The sequence below is a fragment of the Rhodohalobacter sp. SW132 genome (assembly GCF_003390325.1).
Taxonomy (GTDB): domain Bacteria; phylum Bacteroidota; class Rhodothermia; order Balneolales; family Balneolaceae; genus SW132.
The window spans coordinates 189,135-205,114 of sequence record NZ_QUOK01000010.1 but is presented as its reverse complement, the minus strand read 5'-3'; the positions used below and the strand labels follow the sequence as shown (position 1 = coordinate 205,114).

Below are 15,980 nucleotides of genomic sequence, written 5' to 3'. Positions count from 1 at the left end.
GTCGTCCCGTCAGGGACGTTATATTTGTAGAAACACGTATTTGCCCCAAACCGGGCTGTTCCCTAGGAACAGTATGTTGCCCATTAAAAGCTGTTCATCGTTTGCCAGCTCAAACATATGGAAATCCCAAAAAATCCGGGCCTGCTGATCTCTGATAGATTCCATACATTCCAAACTGTTCACCGGACGTTTTCATTTTCACAAACGCATAACCAAACCTTTGGGAATTGTTCTAAAACAGAGCCTGGCCAACGCCATCATCACCTACACGGGGATTGCCCTCGGTTTTGTGCTTACCGTGCTGCTCTATCCCCACATCCTCAATCCCGATCAATACGGGCTCACGCGCGTGCTGATTTCCGCATCATTTATCAGCTCGCAGTTCGCTCATCTTGGTGTCAGGAACTCCATCATCAAATTTTTCCCCTTTTTCAAAAAAGTAAGCGGGAAAGATCATGGAATGATGTTTTGGATTCTCCTGATTCCCCTGATCGGATTCCTGCTCTTCAGCCTTCTATTCTGGGTGTTCCAGGGCATCCTTGTAGAATATTACATTGAACAGTCTCCGCTTTTTGTTGAGTACTATCTCTGGATTCTGCCGATCACTTTATTCCTGCTCTATTTTGAGGTATTCAACAGCTATCTGCGCTCGCTCCGCGATTCCACCTCCGGCTCCCTTGTTAACGAAGTGCTTCAGCGCATCTTCATCATCCTCTTTCTCGCACTCTACTCTTTTGGCGTGATCGATTTCTTCACCTTCATCCTGCTGTTTGCCCTTAGTTATGCTGCGCAGCCGCTGATCCTCATCACGCAGATCTACCGCCTCGGAGAGCTTCGCCTCACTCCCAATTTCTCTATCCTTCGAAAACCCCTGGTCAAAGGAATCTCCAATTACGGATTGTACTCCTTGCTGGGCGGTCTCACAACTATCCTGGTCTGGAATATCGACATCATGATGCTGGGATCGATGGCGGGCCTTGCCGATACCGCCGTGTACGCCATCGCTTTTTATATCGCCTCGGTCATAACCGTGCCCCAGCGCTCCATCGAAAAAATTGCTGCCCCTCTCGTTTCCGAATATATCGAAAACAACAACTGGGACCAGGTTGACCAGATCTACAAAAAAACCTCGCTCAACCAGGCACTGACCGGCCTCCTCGTTTTCGGGTTGATCTGGCTCAATGCCGACATCCTGTTCTGGATTCTGCCTGATGAATACGCCGCCGGACTCTGGGTGATCCTGATCATCGGTATCGGTAAACTAATCGACCTGATCGCCGGGCTGAACGGCACTATCCTGGTCAACTCCAAACACTACCGGGTCACCTTCTACACCAACCTGTTTCTTGCCGCGGTTACCATCGCCGCTAACTACATTCTAATTCCTGTTTATGGGATTAACGGTGCAGCGCTGGCCACTACATTTTCCATCTTTTTCTACAATGCCGTAAAACATTTCTATGTTTGGTGGAAACTGAACACCCAGCCGCTCACCGGCAAAACAGGAATTGTGTTACTTCTCGGAACTATCGGCATCCTGCTGCCGGAGTGGCTGATTCATTTTGAGATGATGATCCCCGAACTGGCCGTGAAAAGCATCCTTTTTCTGCTGATTTTCCTCTTGCCGGTTCTCTATTTTGAGCTCTCCAAAGATTTCAACACCATGATCAAACAACTCCTTCATAAAACCGGCCTCATATGAAAGCACTGATTGTTGACACCTCTTCCGAAAAACCTGTAATGAAACTTGACGATCATCCAAAACCCACCCCAAAACCGAACGAACTGCTGGTAAAGATTGAGGCAACCGCACTGAACCGGGCCGATCTTTTACAAAAACGCGGAAACTACCCCGTGCCTGAAGGAGCATCTGAAATTTTAGGGCTGGAGATGTCGGGTCGCGTGGAAAAGACCGGGGAGGAAGTGATCGATTTTGAGGAGGGAGATCTTCTGTTCGGACTCCTTTCCGGTGGCGGATATGCCGAATATTGTGTGATACCGGAAGATCACGCCATACCGATGCCCGATTCGCTATCGTTTGAGGAAGCAGCGGGTATTTCGGAAACCTTCCTGACCGCCTACCAGGGACTCTTCTGGATCGGTGAAATCATGGAAAATGAAACCGTACTGATTCACGCCGGGGCAAGCGGAGTGGGTTCGTCGGCCATTCAGCTCGCAAAAAATATTTTTAACGCCCGGGTGATCGTCACCGCCGGAAGCAGCGAGAAACTGGATCTCTGCCGTGAGCTCGGGGCCGATCTGGCGATCAACTACAAAACCGAGGATTTTGCGGCTGTGATAGAGGAAGAGATGGGCCCCTCAACTGTAGATGTGATCCTGGATTTTGTCGGTGCATCCTACTGGGAACAGAACATTCGTGTGTTGGCGATGGATGGGCGTTTGGTTCTCCTCGGACTGCTCGGCGGTGCAAAAGCGGATAGTCTCAACCTGGGCGATATCCTTCGAAAACGGCTCACCATTCGCGGATCAACCCTTCGCAACCGCAGCGATGAGTACAAAGCGCTGCTCACTGAGGAATTTTTCGATGCAGCCTTTGACCTCATCGAATCAAAACAGATCAAACCGGTAATCGATTCTGTTTTTGATTGGAAGAATGTTGAAAAAGCACATCAACGGATGAAAAATAATGAGAATGCGGGAAAGATTATTTTGAATGGGATGTAACAGTTTGATGTTTGTGCGGCGAGGCGCCCTGTTCTTAAGTCAAGAACATTACACTTGCACAACAACAGGTAAAGCTTGTTATACCGCCGTTTTGCATTTATTTCAAAAACTTTTCAGGGTGAATGGCAATCCCGGAAAATTCCCTGCAAATCTGCTTATCAAACGATACCAATTTAACACCAAGATCGTCTGCTAAGGCAACAAATTCACAGTCATAGGCAGAGCAGCTGGAATTATGAACCAATTGCAAAACCTGAGTAGAATTCACTTCATAAGCTTGTGATTCCATTAATTGTTCAGCTTCCTGTATCGATTGCACAATTGTTGACAGTTCTAAAATATTTTTCCTGAGATACAGAGCCAGTACATTGCGTAATTCTGATCGCCAAAGCAGGGGAGCGACCCAATCAGTATCTTTTCTCAAAACTTTATACGCCAGCTCTTCCATATCATTGGGCACCCACAGACTCGCAATAACGCTCGTATCAACTACAATCATGGGCGGCCCTGATCAATGGCTTGCTGGATATCTTTCAGGGTCAGAGAGCCTTTTGCCTGCCGCTTGAGTTTTTTTGCCCGGGCGATAACCTGATCCGGATCGGGGCGATGACTGCGAACCATTTGCTTTAAATAAAAGATGACTTCGCTATTGATACTTCGTTGGTGCAGCTCTGCTTGCTGTTTTAGCTTTTCGTAAACCTCATCAGGTATGTCACGAATGGTGATGTTTGTGGGCATGGCTAATTGATTTCAATTTAGTTTCATAATGAAACTACACAGAGTCGCGAATTATTGCAAGAGAAGTAAATTTCATAACAAATGCTTCTCAGACTCGTCAAACGATTACATTTCTCTCTTGATGAGCCATAGATTTAAACCAGATTTATCACCGGTATTTGTAACATAACTTATTCTTTTTCGTAAAGTTGCACATTACAAACAGTTGGCAACCCATATTCAATTCTCAAGATGCTTTCATTCCATTCTGTAGTAAAGCGCTTCGACAAGATACGGGCCGTTGACGATCTCTCATTTTCAATGCAAAAAGGCGAAATTTTCGCTCTTCTCGGGCCTAACGGTGCTGGCAAAACCAGCTGTGTACGTATGATAATGCAGGTGATGTCACCCGACTCAGGCACCATCGAATTTGATGAATCCCTGCTAAACAACGGATCCATTGACCGTTCAAAACTTGGGTATCTGCCGGAAGAGCACGGCCTTTATCAGAATGCCTCACTTTTAAAACCGGATAGCTTCGCAATTACGTTTATTGGTATTTTTCCGCTTACGTCATACGCCGTACTTCCCGCCCGTATGGTAATGACTCAAGGTGCCTGGTGGGAGCCGGTTTTAGCAATCGTACTGCTTGCCGGAACCGCCTGGATATTCAGACTTGCCGCGGGTAAAATATTTTCCACTGCTATGCTGATGTACGGAAAGGAACCTACATTGAAAGAGATGGCCTATTGGTTCCGTAAAACAAATTGAGAGTTCATCTTACACCACGGCTTTCGTACACCGTAAATTTATCGTTTTTAGCGATCACCTGTACAACTGAGAAATGCTTTTCAAGATGGGTTTTATAATTCAGGTGATTATTGGAAACAGAAACGAATCTCCCGTCATCCTTCAGAACACCTTTCACTTCGCCAAACAGTCGCGTGGTTACCTCGATATTAATCTCGTGCCCAAGATGAAAGGGAGGATTCGACAGAACCAGGTCAAATTCTTTTTCAGCGAAATGATCCAGCGTATCGCTCCAGTGAAAATGGCACATCTCCGTTTCAAGATTTAGCTTTGCTGATTCTAACGCGAGAAAGGAGTCATCGGTTAGATGAAGCTCCGTTTTTGGGTTTGAAAGCTGTACTGCCCGCGCGATAACACCATTTCCCGTTCCTAAATCCATTACTTTCGTCTCATTTTCCCGCAACTTGAGATTGGCCAGCAAAAACTGAGTGGCATAATCAATCACGCCGGATGAAAATACCCCATAATACTGTCGGAGCGTTTCGGTTTCACCTGTTGGAAATTGGTATGGAATCTGCTCGATTAGCGTATCGGATGGCGATTTTTGTTTTCCTTTCAATAATAGCAATCGCGACTTTTTGCGTGCAAGGCTTTGATTTACCTCTTCAAAGTATTCTTCAGAAATTTCCAGCATTTTAGGTGTAAAGTACCGTGTCATAAATGTACCGATAGCCTCACCGGTATCCGAAAGCAGCTGATGTGCCTGATGCAGGTAAAGTTTAAACCGATCCATCGATTTTGGAATCGAAATGATGCAAAGATCCACAGTTTCTGAAATTGGGTCGAGCGGTTTCAGCCAGCTGCAATTGTCGGGGTCCAGCCCGTTTCGCTCAAAATTCTTTCGGATAGATTTCTCCTGGCTTTTTCGATCCGTTACAATGATGGGGTGATATTCGCTGAGATGACAGCTCACATACCCGAACCTGTCATTCAGGATGGCAATGCGTTCCGGCCGTACTTCCCTCTTATTTATTTCACTCAGAACATATTCATCGGCTGCACTCCATGCCCGCAGGGAACGGTTTGATGTTGGCGGGTATCGTTTAATTTCCAAAGCCAATTCCACTTATTTCAATATTTATATTCATAAAATACTTTCTGAAAGTAATTAGCATTTTTAAACTCTCTCAGTGCAATTGAGAAAGTTCCACGAAAACGTCGGGACAGGTTGCAGCATTCAAATTTCTATTGAAAATATTATAATATTCAAAAAACTAATACCATCTTTATGACTGTTTAAAGGTTCTCTTTTTCTGGCAAATAGTGATCAACATATCGGAATTCTACCGGCCTTGTCAGTGTGAATGAGGAGGTTTAGGTTGACCGGAGCGTATGAGATTGCCTGTATAAAGCACACCGGCCGGATCTCTTAAACTGTATCCCGGAGTTGCGGACCATTGCTTTATACGTCTCATAGCGGAGAGAAACCTCCGAATGAACAATGACACAGTCCGGTGGTTTTTGGTTACTTTTTGACACCAAAAAGTAACCGGCTAAAGTAATTGTTGCGATCACATGATTTCGCGCTACCCATACAAAATAGAATAGAATAGAATAGAATAGAGCCTATTTATTCTAATGAACCGATCAAAAATTAATGCCCTATGGGTCGTCTGTTTCAAAATTCACTCAGGTTTTCAGCGGCTCCGCTTTTATCCATTTTTTTAAACTCAATCCGAAAAACCAGTCCACCGTCAACTTCGTATTCAAGCGATCCAGAAAGCTGTTTCGTAAGAAGCTGTACAAGCGATAAGCCAAGTTTTTGATTCTGGTCAATATCAAACTCATCATCTTCCTTAATTGCATCGCCATTATCGGAAATTACGCAATGAACAGATCCATTTCGTTCACTAACATCTATAAATATCACCCCTTCAGACACCGTTTTAAACGCATGTTTGATGGAGTTTGTAACCAGCTCATGAATGATCAGACTCAGCGGAATGGCCTGGTTAATGTTGATATCTACGTCGTCCACGTCCATTCGGAATGCCACACTCATATCATCATTTATCCACGCTTCTCTTATTGCCGCAAACAGATCTTTGATGTAATCTTTCAGATTTACTTTCGAAAGATTACTGTTCCTGTAAATTTTTTCATGGACAATCGCTATTGATTTGATGCGGGTCTGGCTTTTCCTGATAAACTCAAGAGTCTGTTCATCGTTGCTCTCAAACGTTTCCAGTTCAAGAAGACTGGATATGATCGCCAGGTTATTTTTTACCCGGTGATGGATCTCGGATAACATCACATTTTTTTCTTTCAGCGATTCACGGATTTTTTGCTCCATCTCCACGCGGTCTGTGATATTATCCTGGATGGCAATATACCCGAGGTGCTCCCCATTTTCATCGATAATTGGATTTGCAGAGTAATGAACATTTACCAGTTCGCCTTCTTTCGTTCTGTTGATCAATTCTCCTTCCGCTGACTCTCCGGTGGTAATTTTCTCCCAAAAATCTTTGTAAAAATCATCTCGCTGTTTACCCGATTTAAGAATACGCGGGGTTTTTCCGAGGACTTCCTCACTTGTAAAGCCATAATGCATTTCAAAAGCAGGATTTACGTACTGAATGTATCCATCCGTATCGGTAATATAGATCGGGTTAGATGACCTATTGATTCCCAACCTGAATTTTGTGAGCATCCTGTGAAGTGAAACTTGTTCCGAGATATCTTCAATCAGCCCAATTCCGCCAACGGTCTGTTCCCCTTCAATAAGCGGTGTAAATTGTGCTCTTACCGGAATGACGTTTCCAGAAGTTATGGATCTGTAGTGGCCTTCATACTGTCCATTTTCACCATTCAATGCTTTTTTTACGGCGTCTGAAACTCGCTGATCCGGCAGATCCGGCAGATCAATGCCAACAAGTTTTTCTTTTGATGAACCCAGTATCTTCACAAACTGGTCATTACAGTCCGTCAGCTTTCCGGTTTTATCAAAATGTACAATACCTATAGGAGCGTTCTCAAATATCAGGCGATATTTACTGCTTGAATGTTCAGACATCGTAAAATAGCTTTCTGTTTTTGTATCCCGAAGGTACGAAATAAGCCGTCCCACTTCTCTATTCACTTGAAGTGATATCGTGGTTTTCTGTAGCTTTTTTAAATTCTTCTGGCTGATACTCTTTTGGCAAAGCTTCTGCAAACCGGCGAAAGGCAAGGTAACCCATCCGTGTAGCTCCATATGTTTCAACAATTTCACCGTTTGGATCGATCGTTATCGGGCGCTGTTCCAGTTTCAGATAAGATCGCTGCACCGAAGACGGTCCTCGGATTTTATTCGCCCACTGCAGATAGCGATCTTCTTCGCCTTCACCACTGTACACAATTTCAAGCTTACCGAAAAAACGGACATTGATATGTCCATCCTCATCTGCCGGACGAACAATATTGCGAACAGGTGCCATACGCCGGTTGGCTGCAGGAGTTCCAAAACTGTGTCTTTGCTCCTGGTAAATCGAGAATTGCTGACTCTCTAATATGTCATACTTCAGTGAGAGCAAAAAATGACGGAGTGAACCGTTGAATGTCCGTTCCCGTTGCTCTTCCCACACCGCCACCTGCAATGAATCTTCGGTACCAAGGGGAGTAAAGAAAGAATCGCCATCCCAGCGCGTAATAGCCCCTGAGTGGCGAAATTCATCCAGGTGATAGGTAATTCTGTACCCGGTGGCACGATTCTCAATCTGGAGCGGAGCAAGTGCCTCAGCTGAAAAACGGCCCCACCAGCGTGATTCAAATCTCAACACTTCCGGATTCAGGATTTCAACTGAATCAGCCATCTTCGACTCTCCAATGAAAAGTCTTTGAAATCGCTCCAGGTATCGTTCCCAGCGATCATCGAGGTTTCCTACATAGAGTTCACCTAAGTCATAGACCACCGGTTTTAACCGAACACGTAATTCCTTTTCTTCTCCTGATGTTAAATGGATCTCTTCAGAATACCTGCCATACCCAATGATGGATACCGTTAGGGTGTGGATGCCATGCGGAAGCTGCTCCAGGGAAAAAGTCCCAGCGGGATCTGTGGATGTTCCAATTGAAGTTCCGGACAGAAACACGTGTGCTCCGAGCAATGGCATTCCCGAAACGGAATCAATAACAGCGCCCGATATGGAAGCATCGCCGATGTACTGAGCTGCGGAATGATTAACCCATACCATAGAAAAGGAAAGAGATAAGACCGATATGAGTAGCAACTTTTTCAAATTGATAACACTAAGTTCATGGACTTAATCTCAATTTAAAAGAGCTGTGGAATAAATCAAGTGCCAATAAAAAAATGAAATGCATTATAGTAACCGGCCGGTTCACTTTCTGGAAGCGTTTCCCCTCAAATCAGAAAAGAAAGATATCAAAATGATTGGATGATGTTGGTGAAATCTATATATTTTGACTCGAATTCAAATTTTGACCGACAGTCATAAGTGGAAAAAATAAGCAGAAAAGAAAAAGAACGCATTCGCCGCAGAGATCACATTCTTGATACGGCGGAAGTACTGATCAAAGAGATCGGCTTCGACAGCACGACTATGGATCAGATTGCCGAACAGGCGGAAGTGGGTAAAGGCACTCTGTACCTCCACTTCAAAAGTAAAACAGACATCTACCTTGCCATTTGTGAGCGCGGTTCCCGCCTGCTGAACGAGAAGATGGCAGCGGTAATAACCAAAGATCTTTCAGGACTTGAGATGGTTCGAATGCTGGGCACTACCTATCTCGAATTCATACAGGAAAACCCTCAGTATTTTTACGCATTCAGCTATTACGAGGGTTTAATGGCTGATGAAACGATTAATTCGAGCGATATAGTCGACATGTGTGAACAGAATGCCAAAGACGGGATGACGTTAATTGTTCGCGCCTTGCAAATCGGGATGCAGGATGGATCGATTGACAACTCCTACGATCCGCATCAGCTTGGCATTATGATTTGGGGAGCATCCAAAGGAATCATCAATATTGCTTTTCTTAAAGAGCAGGGGCATCACTACAAAATGCTCAACGAAGTTGATGTTAGCCTGAAAACTATGGTACACAGTTTTATTCAACTGATCGGCAAAGGTATTTCAGGGAAATGACCGTCAGTCATATTATTTTGAAACTATTCCACGGTCTAACCGTAATGAACGTTTTTACAGCAACTGATAATGAACTGCATTCTTAACTTAATGATCTCTACAAAATTCAGGAGCATACTGCCACTCCTCCTTTTCTTACCGGGATTGGCGTTTGCACAAAATTCACAGCAGGAACAGAATCAGCCTTACTCGGGTGAAACAGAAATTGCCATTACCGTTGAAGAAGCGATACAGATTGCGCTCGTGAATAACCACATGCTGAGAGCGGGGCAACTCGATATTGAGCTGGCAAATGCACAAATTCGTGAAGCATGGGGATCTGTATACCCGCAAATCGGTTCTTCCGGAGAGTACACACGCAACCTGCGAACACCAAACCCTTTTGCCGGATCCGATGCAGGAGGCCTGTTTGATACATTTGGAGCAATCGAATGGCTTGCTTTTAATGAGGGAGCCCGCACGGACAGTGACCCATCCACAGACCCCATACCATTTGATGAATTTTTAAGACGTCAGTCTGAGGGGTACCAGGATGCCGGACTCTCACCACCGGGAATGGACGGCACCAACCCTTTTGCGGTGGAAAACCAATTCAATTTTGGGGTTAACGTTACTCAAACCATTTATAACGGCGCAGCTTTTGCAGCCATTCGCGGTGCCCGGCAGCTCCGGGAGATGAACGAAGATGGGTATGAACGGCAACGCCAGGAAGTGGCAGATAACATACGATCAACATTTTATGGAGCACTATTAGCATCAGAACAGGTTGATGTCCTCCGGGCAAGTGTAGAACGTCTGCGGGAAACCGTGCGGGAAACATCGCGTTCAGTTGAAGCCGGTGTTGCTTCAAAGTTTGACCGTGTGAGCGCTGAGGTTGAGCTTGTAAACCTTGAAACTGAACTCATCGAAAGTGAAAACAATGCCGATCTTGCCGTTAAAAACCTGGCGCTGCAGCTTGGCATATCCCCCAGAACGGATTTAACACTCAGAGGATCTTTTGAGCTTGAAGATCTTGATCGTTTTGAGATTCAGGATGCTGAAACCGCACACGAAATCGCACTGCAGCAGCGGCCCGACCTGAAACAGACCCAGGGCCAGCTTGAACTTCAGGAAGTTGAGCGCCGGATCACCCGTTCCCAATACTTCCCCACAGTGAGTGCCTTCGCAAACGCTGCCTACATCGGCTCGGTACCGTCGAATCGGACAGAAATATCAACAGTGGAAGGCGAAGATTTTGCATTCACATCAACCGACCGGGGCTTTTTTGACGATTCCTACTGGGAGCCCGCAGTGGCTGTGGGGATTCGCATGAACTGGTCTATTTTTGATGGTTTCCAGAGACGGGCCCAGGTGCAGCAAAACAGCATTGGAATTCGGCAGACCGAAATCAACATGGAGTTTCAGAAAAATGCAATTTACCTGGAAATCGAGGAGGCAATTGATAACATTGATACCGCAATGCGGCGGATCCGCAGCCAGGAACGAAATCTTGAGCAAGCCGAACTCAATTACGAATTCTCCGTTACCCGGTTACGCGAAGGAGCTGGAACCGCTCTTGAAGAAAGACAGGCCTCCTCCCTGCTCGATCAAAGCAAACTAAGCTACCTCGCGGCAGTACACGATTACCTTGTGGCCCAAAGCAGGTACCGCAAAGCACTGGGCCAACCCATACTTAAATGATCTGCAACCACTAATTAGATATTATAATGCGTGTAATTACTTTAAACCGAATTTTACTTATAACAAGTGCCGTGTTTCTATTCGCCGGGTGCTCAGATGAAGGCGAAAACGATCAGCAGGAAGAACGTACACGCCTTGTAGCTGTAGAAACCCTCACCATGCAGGGAGATAATTTTGAAGACTACATCCGGCTTACCGGAACTGTGGAAGCGTATGAAGACGCCGTAATTTCAGCGGAATCACAGGGTCGCATACTCGAAATTACAAACCGTGGCGCAAGCCTCTCCCGTGGTGATATTCTCGCCCGCATGGATGATCGTCTGATTCGCGCCCAATATAATTCAGCCCAAACCGCTTATGAGCTTGCTGAAGATAACCTCAACCGGCTCGAAACGCTGCATGCCGATTCCATTATAAGCACGCAGGATTTTAATAGTGCCCGGGCTCAGCGCGATCAGGCAAGAGCTCAGCTTGAACAAGCTGAAAAACAGCTTCAGGATTCAAATATCGAAGCTCCGTTTAACGGGCGAATCGAAGAGCGGATGGTACAGCAGGGCGAGTTGGTGAGTCCCGGAATGCCGGTAGCCCGAATTGTTAACACCAACAGGGTACGGATTCTCACAGGGATTCCCGAACGGTACTCCGAGGAGATTACCGAAGGTACACCTGTAGAAATAGAGATACGATCCGGCGGTGAAACCTTTTCGAGCACAATTTCATATGCAGGATATGTGATCGATCCCGATACGCGAACTTTCACCGTTGAAATTGAGCTTCAAAACCCAGAGCGCCGGATGAAACCTGATATGGTGGTTAACCTTCGCGTTTTAAGACGCACCCTTGATGACGCCATGATTATTCCAAGAACTGCTGTAATCCGCAACGAAGACGGGATCAGTGTGTTTCGTGTGACTGAAAATAACGGCAATAAAACCGCAGAACTTGTTTCTGTTGAAACGGGTCAAACTTCGGGGGCTTTGGTAGAGATCGTATCAGGAATTGAACCCGGTGACGAGATTGTGTTTTCAGGTATCAGTAACCTGAACGACGGAGACAGGCTGAACATCCTCAATAACGAAACAAGTGTAGAACGTGCAGATCGGCTGGCGAATGCACAAAATCCTTTTGTCTCCTACTAAATACTAAGACTCTGGATCATCTTTCATTTCAAAACAATTTAACCTGACAGATCAATACCGGTTCACACATGAAATTAACTGAACTAACCATTAAAAATCGCACGGTAATCCTCGTGCTAACCGCTATCCTGGTCGTTGCCGGAGCTTATAGCTACAGCGCAATACCAAAGGAATCGAACCCGTCTGTTGAAATTCCGATTTTTATCGTAAATACCGTGTACCCCGGCATTTCTCCATCTGACATGGAATCGCTCGTCACTCAACCGATTGAACGTGAACTGCAGGGTATCACAGGAGTGAAAGAGATCGTATCCACCACCACTGAAAGTTTCAGCAGTGTGGTTGTTGAGTTTGAACTTGATGTCTCGATCGACGTAGCCAGTCAGCGTGTTCGCGAACGTGTAGATCTCGCCAGAAATGAGATCCCCCCCGAGGCTGAGGAACCGTTTATCGTGGAAATCGACCTGGATGATTTTCCAATTATGACGGTAAACCTGGCCGCAGATTATCCATTATCGCGCCTTACGGAGTTTGCCGATCGAATGAAAGATGACATCGAGGCTGCATCAAGTATCCGGGAAGTGGAAATGATTGGAGAACTGGAGCGGGAAGTTCAGGTGAATGTTGATCTGAACTCCCTCAACGGCTACGGTCTCGGTTTTGGTCAGCTTATAAATGCCATCCAGGGGCAAAATCTAACCATCCCTGGAGGAACAGTAGATGTGGATAAGTTCAGCTACCTGGTTAGAGTTAGCGGAGAATTTGAACGACCCGAAGAGATTGAAAATCTGGTGGTAGCCCGGCCGATGGGTGAAGGCCCCCAGGGCCCCGGCCTTGTTTACATGCGGGATGTAGCTGAAGTGATGTTCGGGTTTAAAGACCGGGAGAGTTATGCCAGGCTTCGCGCATATAAAATAGATGAAAATGGAAGAACCGTTGACCTTGATGATTCAGAAGTACAGGATAACCAGGTTATCAGCCTGAACATCAAAAAACGTCCCGGTGTAAACATTTTGCAATCTGTGGAGGAGGTGATGGAGATCGTTGAAGCCACCGCACTTCCGCCGGGAACATCAGTGATCATTACCGGAGATCAAAGTGAAGATGTACTATCACTTATTTCCGACCTGGAGAACAGTATCATCAGCGGAATGCTGTTCATTGTGCTGGTACTTGTCTTTTTCCTTGGACTAAGAAACGCATTGCTGGTTGCTACCGCAGTACCCCTTTCCATCTTTGTGGGTTTTATCGTTCTTTACAGCTTTGGTTACTCTGTGAACTTCATCATACTGTTCAGCTTAATCATCGCGCTCGGTCTTCTCGTGGACAACTCTGTAGTAGTTGTTGAGAACATTTATCGCTACAGGGAGATGGGCTACTCACGTTTTGAAGCCGCTAAACTGGCTACGGATGAAGTGGGATATGCACTGATTGCAGCAACTTCAACACTGGTAGCTGCTTTTCTGCCGATGACTTTCTGGCCCGGAATTATCGGACAATTCATGGGATACCTCCCTACCACACTTATCATCGTACTGCTGTGCTCCTTGTTTGTGGCGTTAGTGATTTACCCTATTCTAACAGCTTATCTTGTACGCCTGGACAATGAAGAGAAGAAAGAGCCTTCCGTTTTCGTGAAGGGAATCGGCCTTGCTGGGATCATCTTCCTGGCGGTTGCCATTGGAATGGCCAATTTCACCACACTCATGGTATCTATTCTCGTCATCATCTTTTTCTTCGTTACTTACCGGTACCTGATCAAACCGGCAGCCCGGGTTTTCAACGACCGTCTGTTTCCAAGGTCCGTCAAACACTATAAAGTGTTGCTGAGAACACTGCTAAAGCGTGATTATAGTGTGCGATACGCTTTTTTACGCAACACACTGGCATTAGGAAGCTTTACTCTTGCAGCACTTTTTGGCGTACTCGGTGGAGTGGTCGGGCTTTTCTCACCGGCATCATCTATTCTGTTAATACTTGCAGGGATTTTCGGAGTCATTGGGTTACTGCTGATTATCTTCCACCTGTTTGAAGCGATCTTCAGAGGCCGACTGATCTCGGTATTTTCAGGAATTGCACTCGCCTTATTCATCGCGGTGATTCTCTTTTTCGTTTCGCTCGGCACAGAAGTCACATCCACAGAATGGGTTGTCTTAATGATGCTGCCTGCCGTGCTAATTATTTTCGGGCTTCTGGGACTCATCAGAAAAACCGATCGCCCGATTATGCTTACCGATAACCGCGCGCTGCTTCTGAATTCAACCATGGGTATTCTGATCTCCATTTTCGCCCTTTTTGCCGTGATTCCAAGTGGTGTGGAGTTCTTCCCGGAAACAGATCCAAGCCCGATTATTGTTGAGCTCGAAGGGCCAATCGGGATGAATGTTGAGGCCAGCAACGTAATTGCCGAAGATGTTCAGCAGCGAATTTACCGCCTGATTGATGAAGATCCGAACGTTAAAGCAAACATCGAGAACATTCAAACGAACGTTGGTGTCGCCGGGGATCCATTCTTTGGCGGCGGTGCACAGAGCCCGGAATTGTCAAGGCTCACCATCAATCTGGTGGATTTTGGCGATCGGGCTGAACCATCCGCACTTACACTCACAAAAATTCGTGATGTGGTTCGGGATATTCCTGATATCATCGTAAATGTTGATGGCGAGCAGCAGGGTCCCCCAACCGGCCCCCCTGTGAATATCGAAGTTTCAGGGCCCGATTTTGACGAAATCACCCGCATTACCCGCGAAGTTACAGAAATATTAAATGAGGCCTCCGTAACCGGAACTGTGCCTGGTTTGGTAGATATTCGCAATAATGTAAGCGGCGGATTTCCGGAATATCGTGTTCTGGTTGATTATGAAAGAGCAAGCCGGCTGGGCCTGAATATGTCCGATATCGCTCAAACTATTCGAATTGCCAATAACGGGCTCGAAGCAAGTGAATGGCGGGATGGTGAAGATGAATACGATATCGTTGTGCGCCTGCGCCCTGAAGATCGTCAGAACCTGGAGAGTCTCCGTGATCTGAATATTCGTACTGCAGATGGCGGTAGTGTGCCTCTGGTTTCCGTCGCTGACTTTGTTGAAGGTACAGGTCTCGGCTCCATTACCCGGTTGAACCTGGAAAGAACAGCTACGATCGAAGGCCGCGCGATGCCCGGATTCAGCGGCCCCGAAGTATTGGCTGATACACAGGAACTGCTTGCAGAATACCGGGATGGGCTTCCGGAAGGGTACTCGATGAGTTATACAGGTGAGAGCGAAGACCAGGAGGAAGCTTTCGGGTTTTTGACTACCGCGCTTCTTGTCGCCTCAGCCCTGATCTTTCTCGTAATGCTCGCAAAATTTAATAATGTTGTTTCACCGCTGATTATCATTACAGCTGTAGGTCTCAGCCTTATTGGGGTTCTGCTCGGTTTGATCCTGACCCGAACACCATTCGGATTGATGACCTTCATCGGCATCATCTCACTGGCGGGTATTGTTTGTGTAAATAACATTGTGCTGCTCGATTATGTGAAACAGCTCACCGATCAGGGTATCAATAAACTGAGTGCAATCATTGAAGCTGGAACCATACGTTTCAGGCCGGTGCTTCTGACCGCCTTAACCACAATTCTCGGCCTTGTACCGCTAACATTTGGTATAAATATCGATTTTGTTGGCCTTTTTACCAGTTTCGAACCTAATTTTCAGCTTGGATCTGAAAGTACAGCATTCTGGGGCCCAATGGGAATTGCCATTATCAGCGGTCTCACATTTGCTACTTTCTTAACGCTTGTTGTAGTTCCGGTTCTTTATTCAGCATTCGATTCGGTATCGGGCCGAATTAAAACTCTGACTGAGTGATCCTTTTA

Annotated in this window: 12 protein-coding genes; 7 read left to right on the top strand and 5 right to left on the bottom strand. The window is 46.0% G+C overall.

Annotation, left to right across the window (positions count from 1 at the left end; genetic code table 11):
- Positions 1 to 220 precede the first annotated feature (220 nt).
- Complete coding sequence (locus tag DYD21_RS17150; RefSeq protein ID WP_158607344.1) at positions 221 to 1,702, top strand: lipopolysaccharide biosynthesis protein; 1,482 nt, start codon at positions 221 to 223, stop codon at positions 1,700 to 1,702.
- Complete coding sequence (locus DYD21_RS17145) at positions 1,699 to 2,685, top strand: NAD(P)H-quinone oxidoreductase (protein WP_116038224.1); 987 nt, start codon at positions 1,699 to 1,701, stop codon at positions 2,683 to 2,685. The genes DYD21_RS17150 and DYD21_RS17145 overlap by 4 nt, the downstream gene beginning before the upstream one ends.
- Positions 2,686 to 2,782: 97 nt before the next feature.
- Here the strand turns inward: DYD21_RS17145 and DYD21_RS17140 are convergent, their stop codons facing one another.
- On the bottom strand, positions 2,783 to 3,184 hold the full coding sequence (locus DYD21_RS17140) for a type II toxin-antitoxin system VapC family toxin (protein WP_116038223.1): 402 nt from the start codon (positions 3,182 to 3,184) through the stop codon (positions 2,783 to 2,785).
- A complete protein-coding gene (locus DYD21_RS17135; RefSeq protein WP_116038222.1) occupies positions 3,181 to 3,423 on the bottom strand; it encodes an Arc family DNA-binding protein in 243 nt (80 codons plus the stop codon). The genes DYD21_RS17140 and DYD21_RS17135 overlap by 4 nt, the downstream gene beginning before the upstream one ends.
- 231 nt (positions 3,424 to 3,654) lie before the next feature.
- On the opposite strand from DYD21_RS17135, the gene DYD21_RS17130 reads away from it, so the two are divergent.
- Positions 3,655 to 4,173, top strand: coding sequence for an ATP-binding cassette domain-containing protein (locus tag DYD21_RS17130; RefSeq protein WP_116038221.1), 519 nt, complete (start codon positions 3,655 to 3,657; stop codon positions 4,171 to 4,173).
- Positions 4,174 to 4,177: 4 nt separating this feature from the next.
- On the opposite strand, the gene DYD21_RS17125 is transcribed toward DYD21_RS17130, so the two are convergent.
- The 3 genes from DYD21_RS17125 to DYD21_RS17115 form a co-directional block, all read right to left on the bottom strand.
- A complete protein-coding gene (locus DYD21_RS17125) occupies positions 4,178 to 5,266 on the bottom strand; it encodes a class I SAM-dependent methyltransferase (protein WP_116038220.1) in 1,089 nt (362 codons plus the stop codon).
- A 564-nt stretch (positions 5,267 to 5,830) separates the two neighbouring features.
- Positions 5,831 to 7,225, bottom strand: coding sequence for a PAS domain S-box protein (locus tag DYD21_RS17120; protein ID WP_158607343.1), 1,395 nt, complete (start codon positions 7,223 to 7,225; stop codon positions 5,831 to 5,833).
- A gap of 58 nt (positions 7,226 to 7,283) precedes the next feature.
- Complete coding sequence (locus tag DYD21_RS17115) at positions 7,284 to 8,384, bottom strand: carboxypeptidase-like regulatory domain-containing protein (RefSeq protein WP_116038218.1); 1,101 nt, start codon at positions 8,382 to 8,384, stop codon at positions 7,284 to 7,286.
- Positions 8,385 to 8,648: 264 nt separating this feature from the next.
- Here DYD21_RS17115 and DYD21_RS17110 point away from each other — a divergent pair, with 264 nt between their 5' ends.
- The 4 genes from DYD21_RS17110 (at position 8,649) to DYD21_RS17095 (ending at position 15,972) form a co-directional block, all read left to right on the top strand.
- Positions 8,649 to 9,302, top strand: coding sequence for a TetR/AcrR family transcriptional regulator (locus DYD21_RS17110; protein ID WP_116038217.1), 654 nt, complete (start codon positions 8,649 to 8,651; stop codon positions 9,300 to 9,302).
- A 90-nt stretch (positions 9,303 to 9,392) separates the two neighbouring features.
- Entirely contained in the window at positions 9,393 to 10,982 is a 1,590-nt protein-coding gene (locus tag DYD21_RS17105; RefSeq protein WP_158607342.1) for a TolC family protein, read from the top strand.
- Between the two features lie 26 nt (positions 10,983 to 11,008).
- Positions 11,009 to 12,121, top strand: coding sequence for an efflux RND transporter periplasmic adaptor subunit (locus tag DYD21_RS17100; RefSeq protein ID WP_116038215.1), 1,113 nt, complete (start codon positions 11,009 to 11,011; stop codon positions 12,119 to 12,121).
- Between the two features lie 68 nt (positions 12,122 to 12,189).
- Positions 12,190 to 15,972 (top strand): efflux RND transporter permease subunit, encoded by a 3,783-nt coding sequence (locus DYD21_RS17095; RefSeq protein WP_116038214.1) that lies wholly within the window; start codon positions 12,190 to 12,192, stop codon positions 15,970 to 15,972.
- Positions 15,973 to 15,980 lie beyond the last annotated feature (8 nt).

Coding starts and splice junctions, on each gene's coding strand:
- DYD21_RS17145 (WP_116038224.1), top strand. CDS start 1,699: ATGAAAGCACTGATTGTTGACACCTCTTCCGAAAAACCTGTAATGAAA.
- DYD21_RS17140 (WP_116038223.1), bottom strand. CDS start 3,184: ATGATTGTAGTTGATACGAGCGTTATTGCGAGTCTGTGGGTGCCCAAT.
- DYD21_RS17135 (WP_116038222.1), bottom strand. CDS start 3,423: ATGCCCACAAACATCACCATTCGTGACATACCTGATGAGGTTTACGAA.
- DYD21_RS17130 (WP_116038221.1), top strand. CDS start 3,655: ATGCTTTCATTCCATTCTGTAGTAAAGCGCTTCGACAAGATACGGGCC.
- DYD21_RS17120 (WP_158607343.1), bottom strand. CDS start 7,225: ATGTCTGAACATTCAAGCAGTAAATATCGCCTGATATTTGAGAACGCT.
- DYD21_RS17115 (WP_116038218.1), bottom strand. CDS start 8,384: ATGGTATGGGTTAATCATTCCGCAGCTCAGTACATCGGCGATGCTTCC.
- DYD21_RS17105 (WP_158607342.1), top strand. CDS start 9,393: ATGATCTCTACAAAATTCAGGAGCATACTGCCACTCCTCCTTTTCTTA.
- DYD21_RS17100 (WP_116038215.1), top strand. CDS start 11,009: ATGCGTGTAATTACTTTAAACCGAATTTTACTTATAACAAGTGCCGTG.
- DYD21_RS17095 (WP_116038214.1), top strand. CDS start 12,190: ATGAAATTAACTGAACTAACCATTAAAAATCGCACGGTAATCCTCGTG.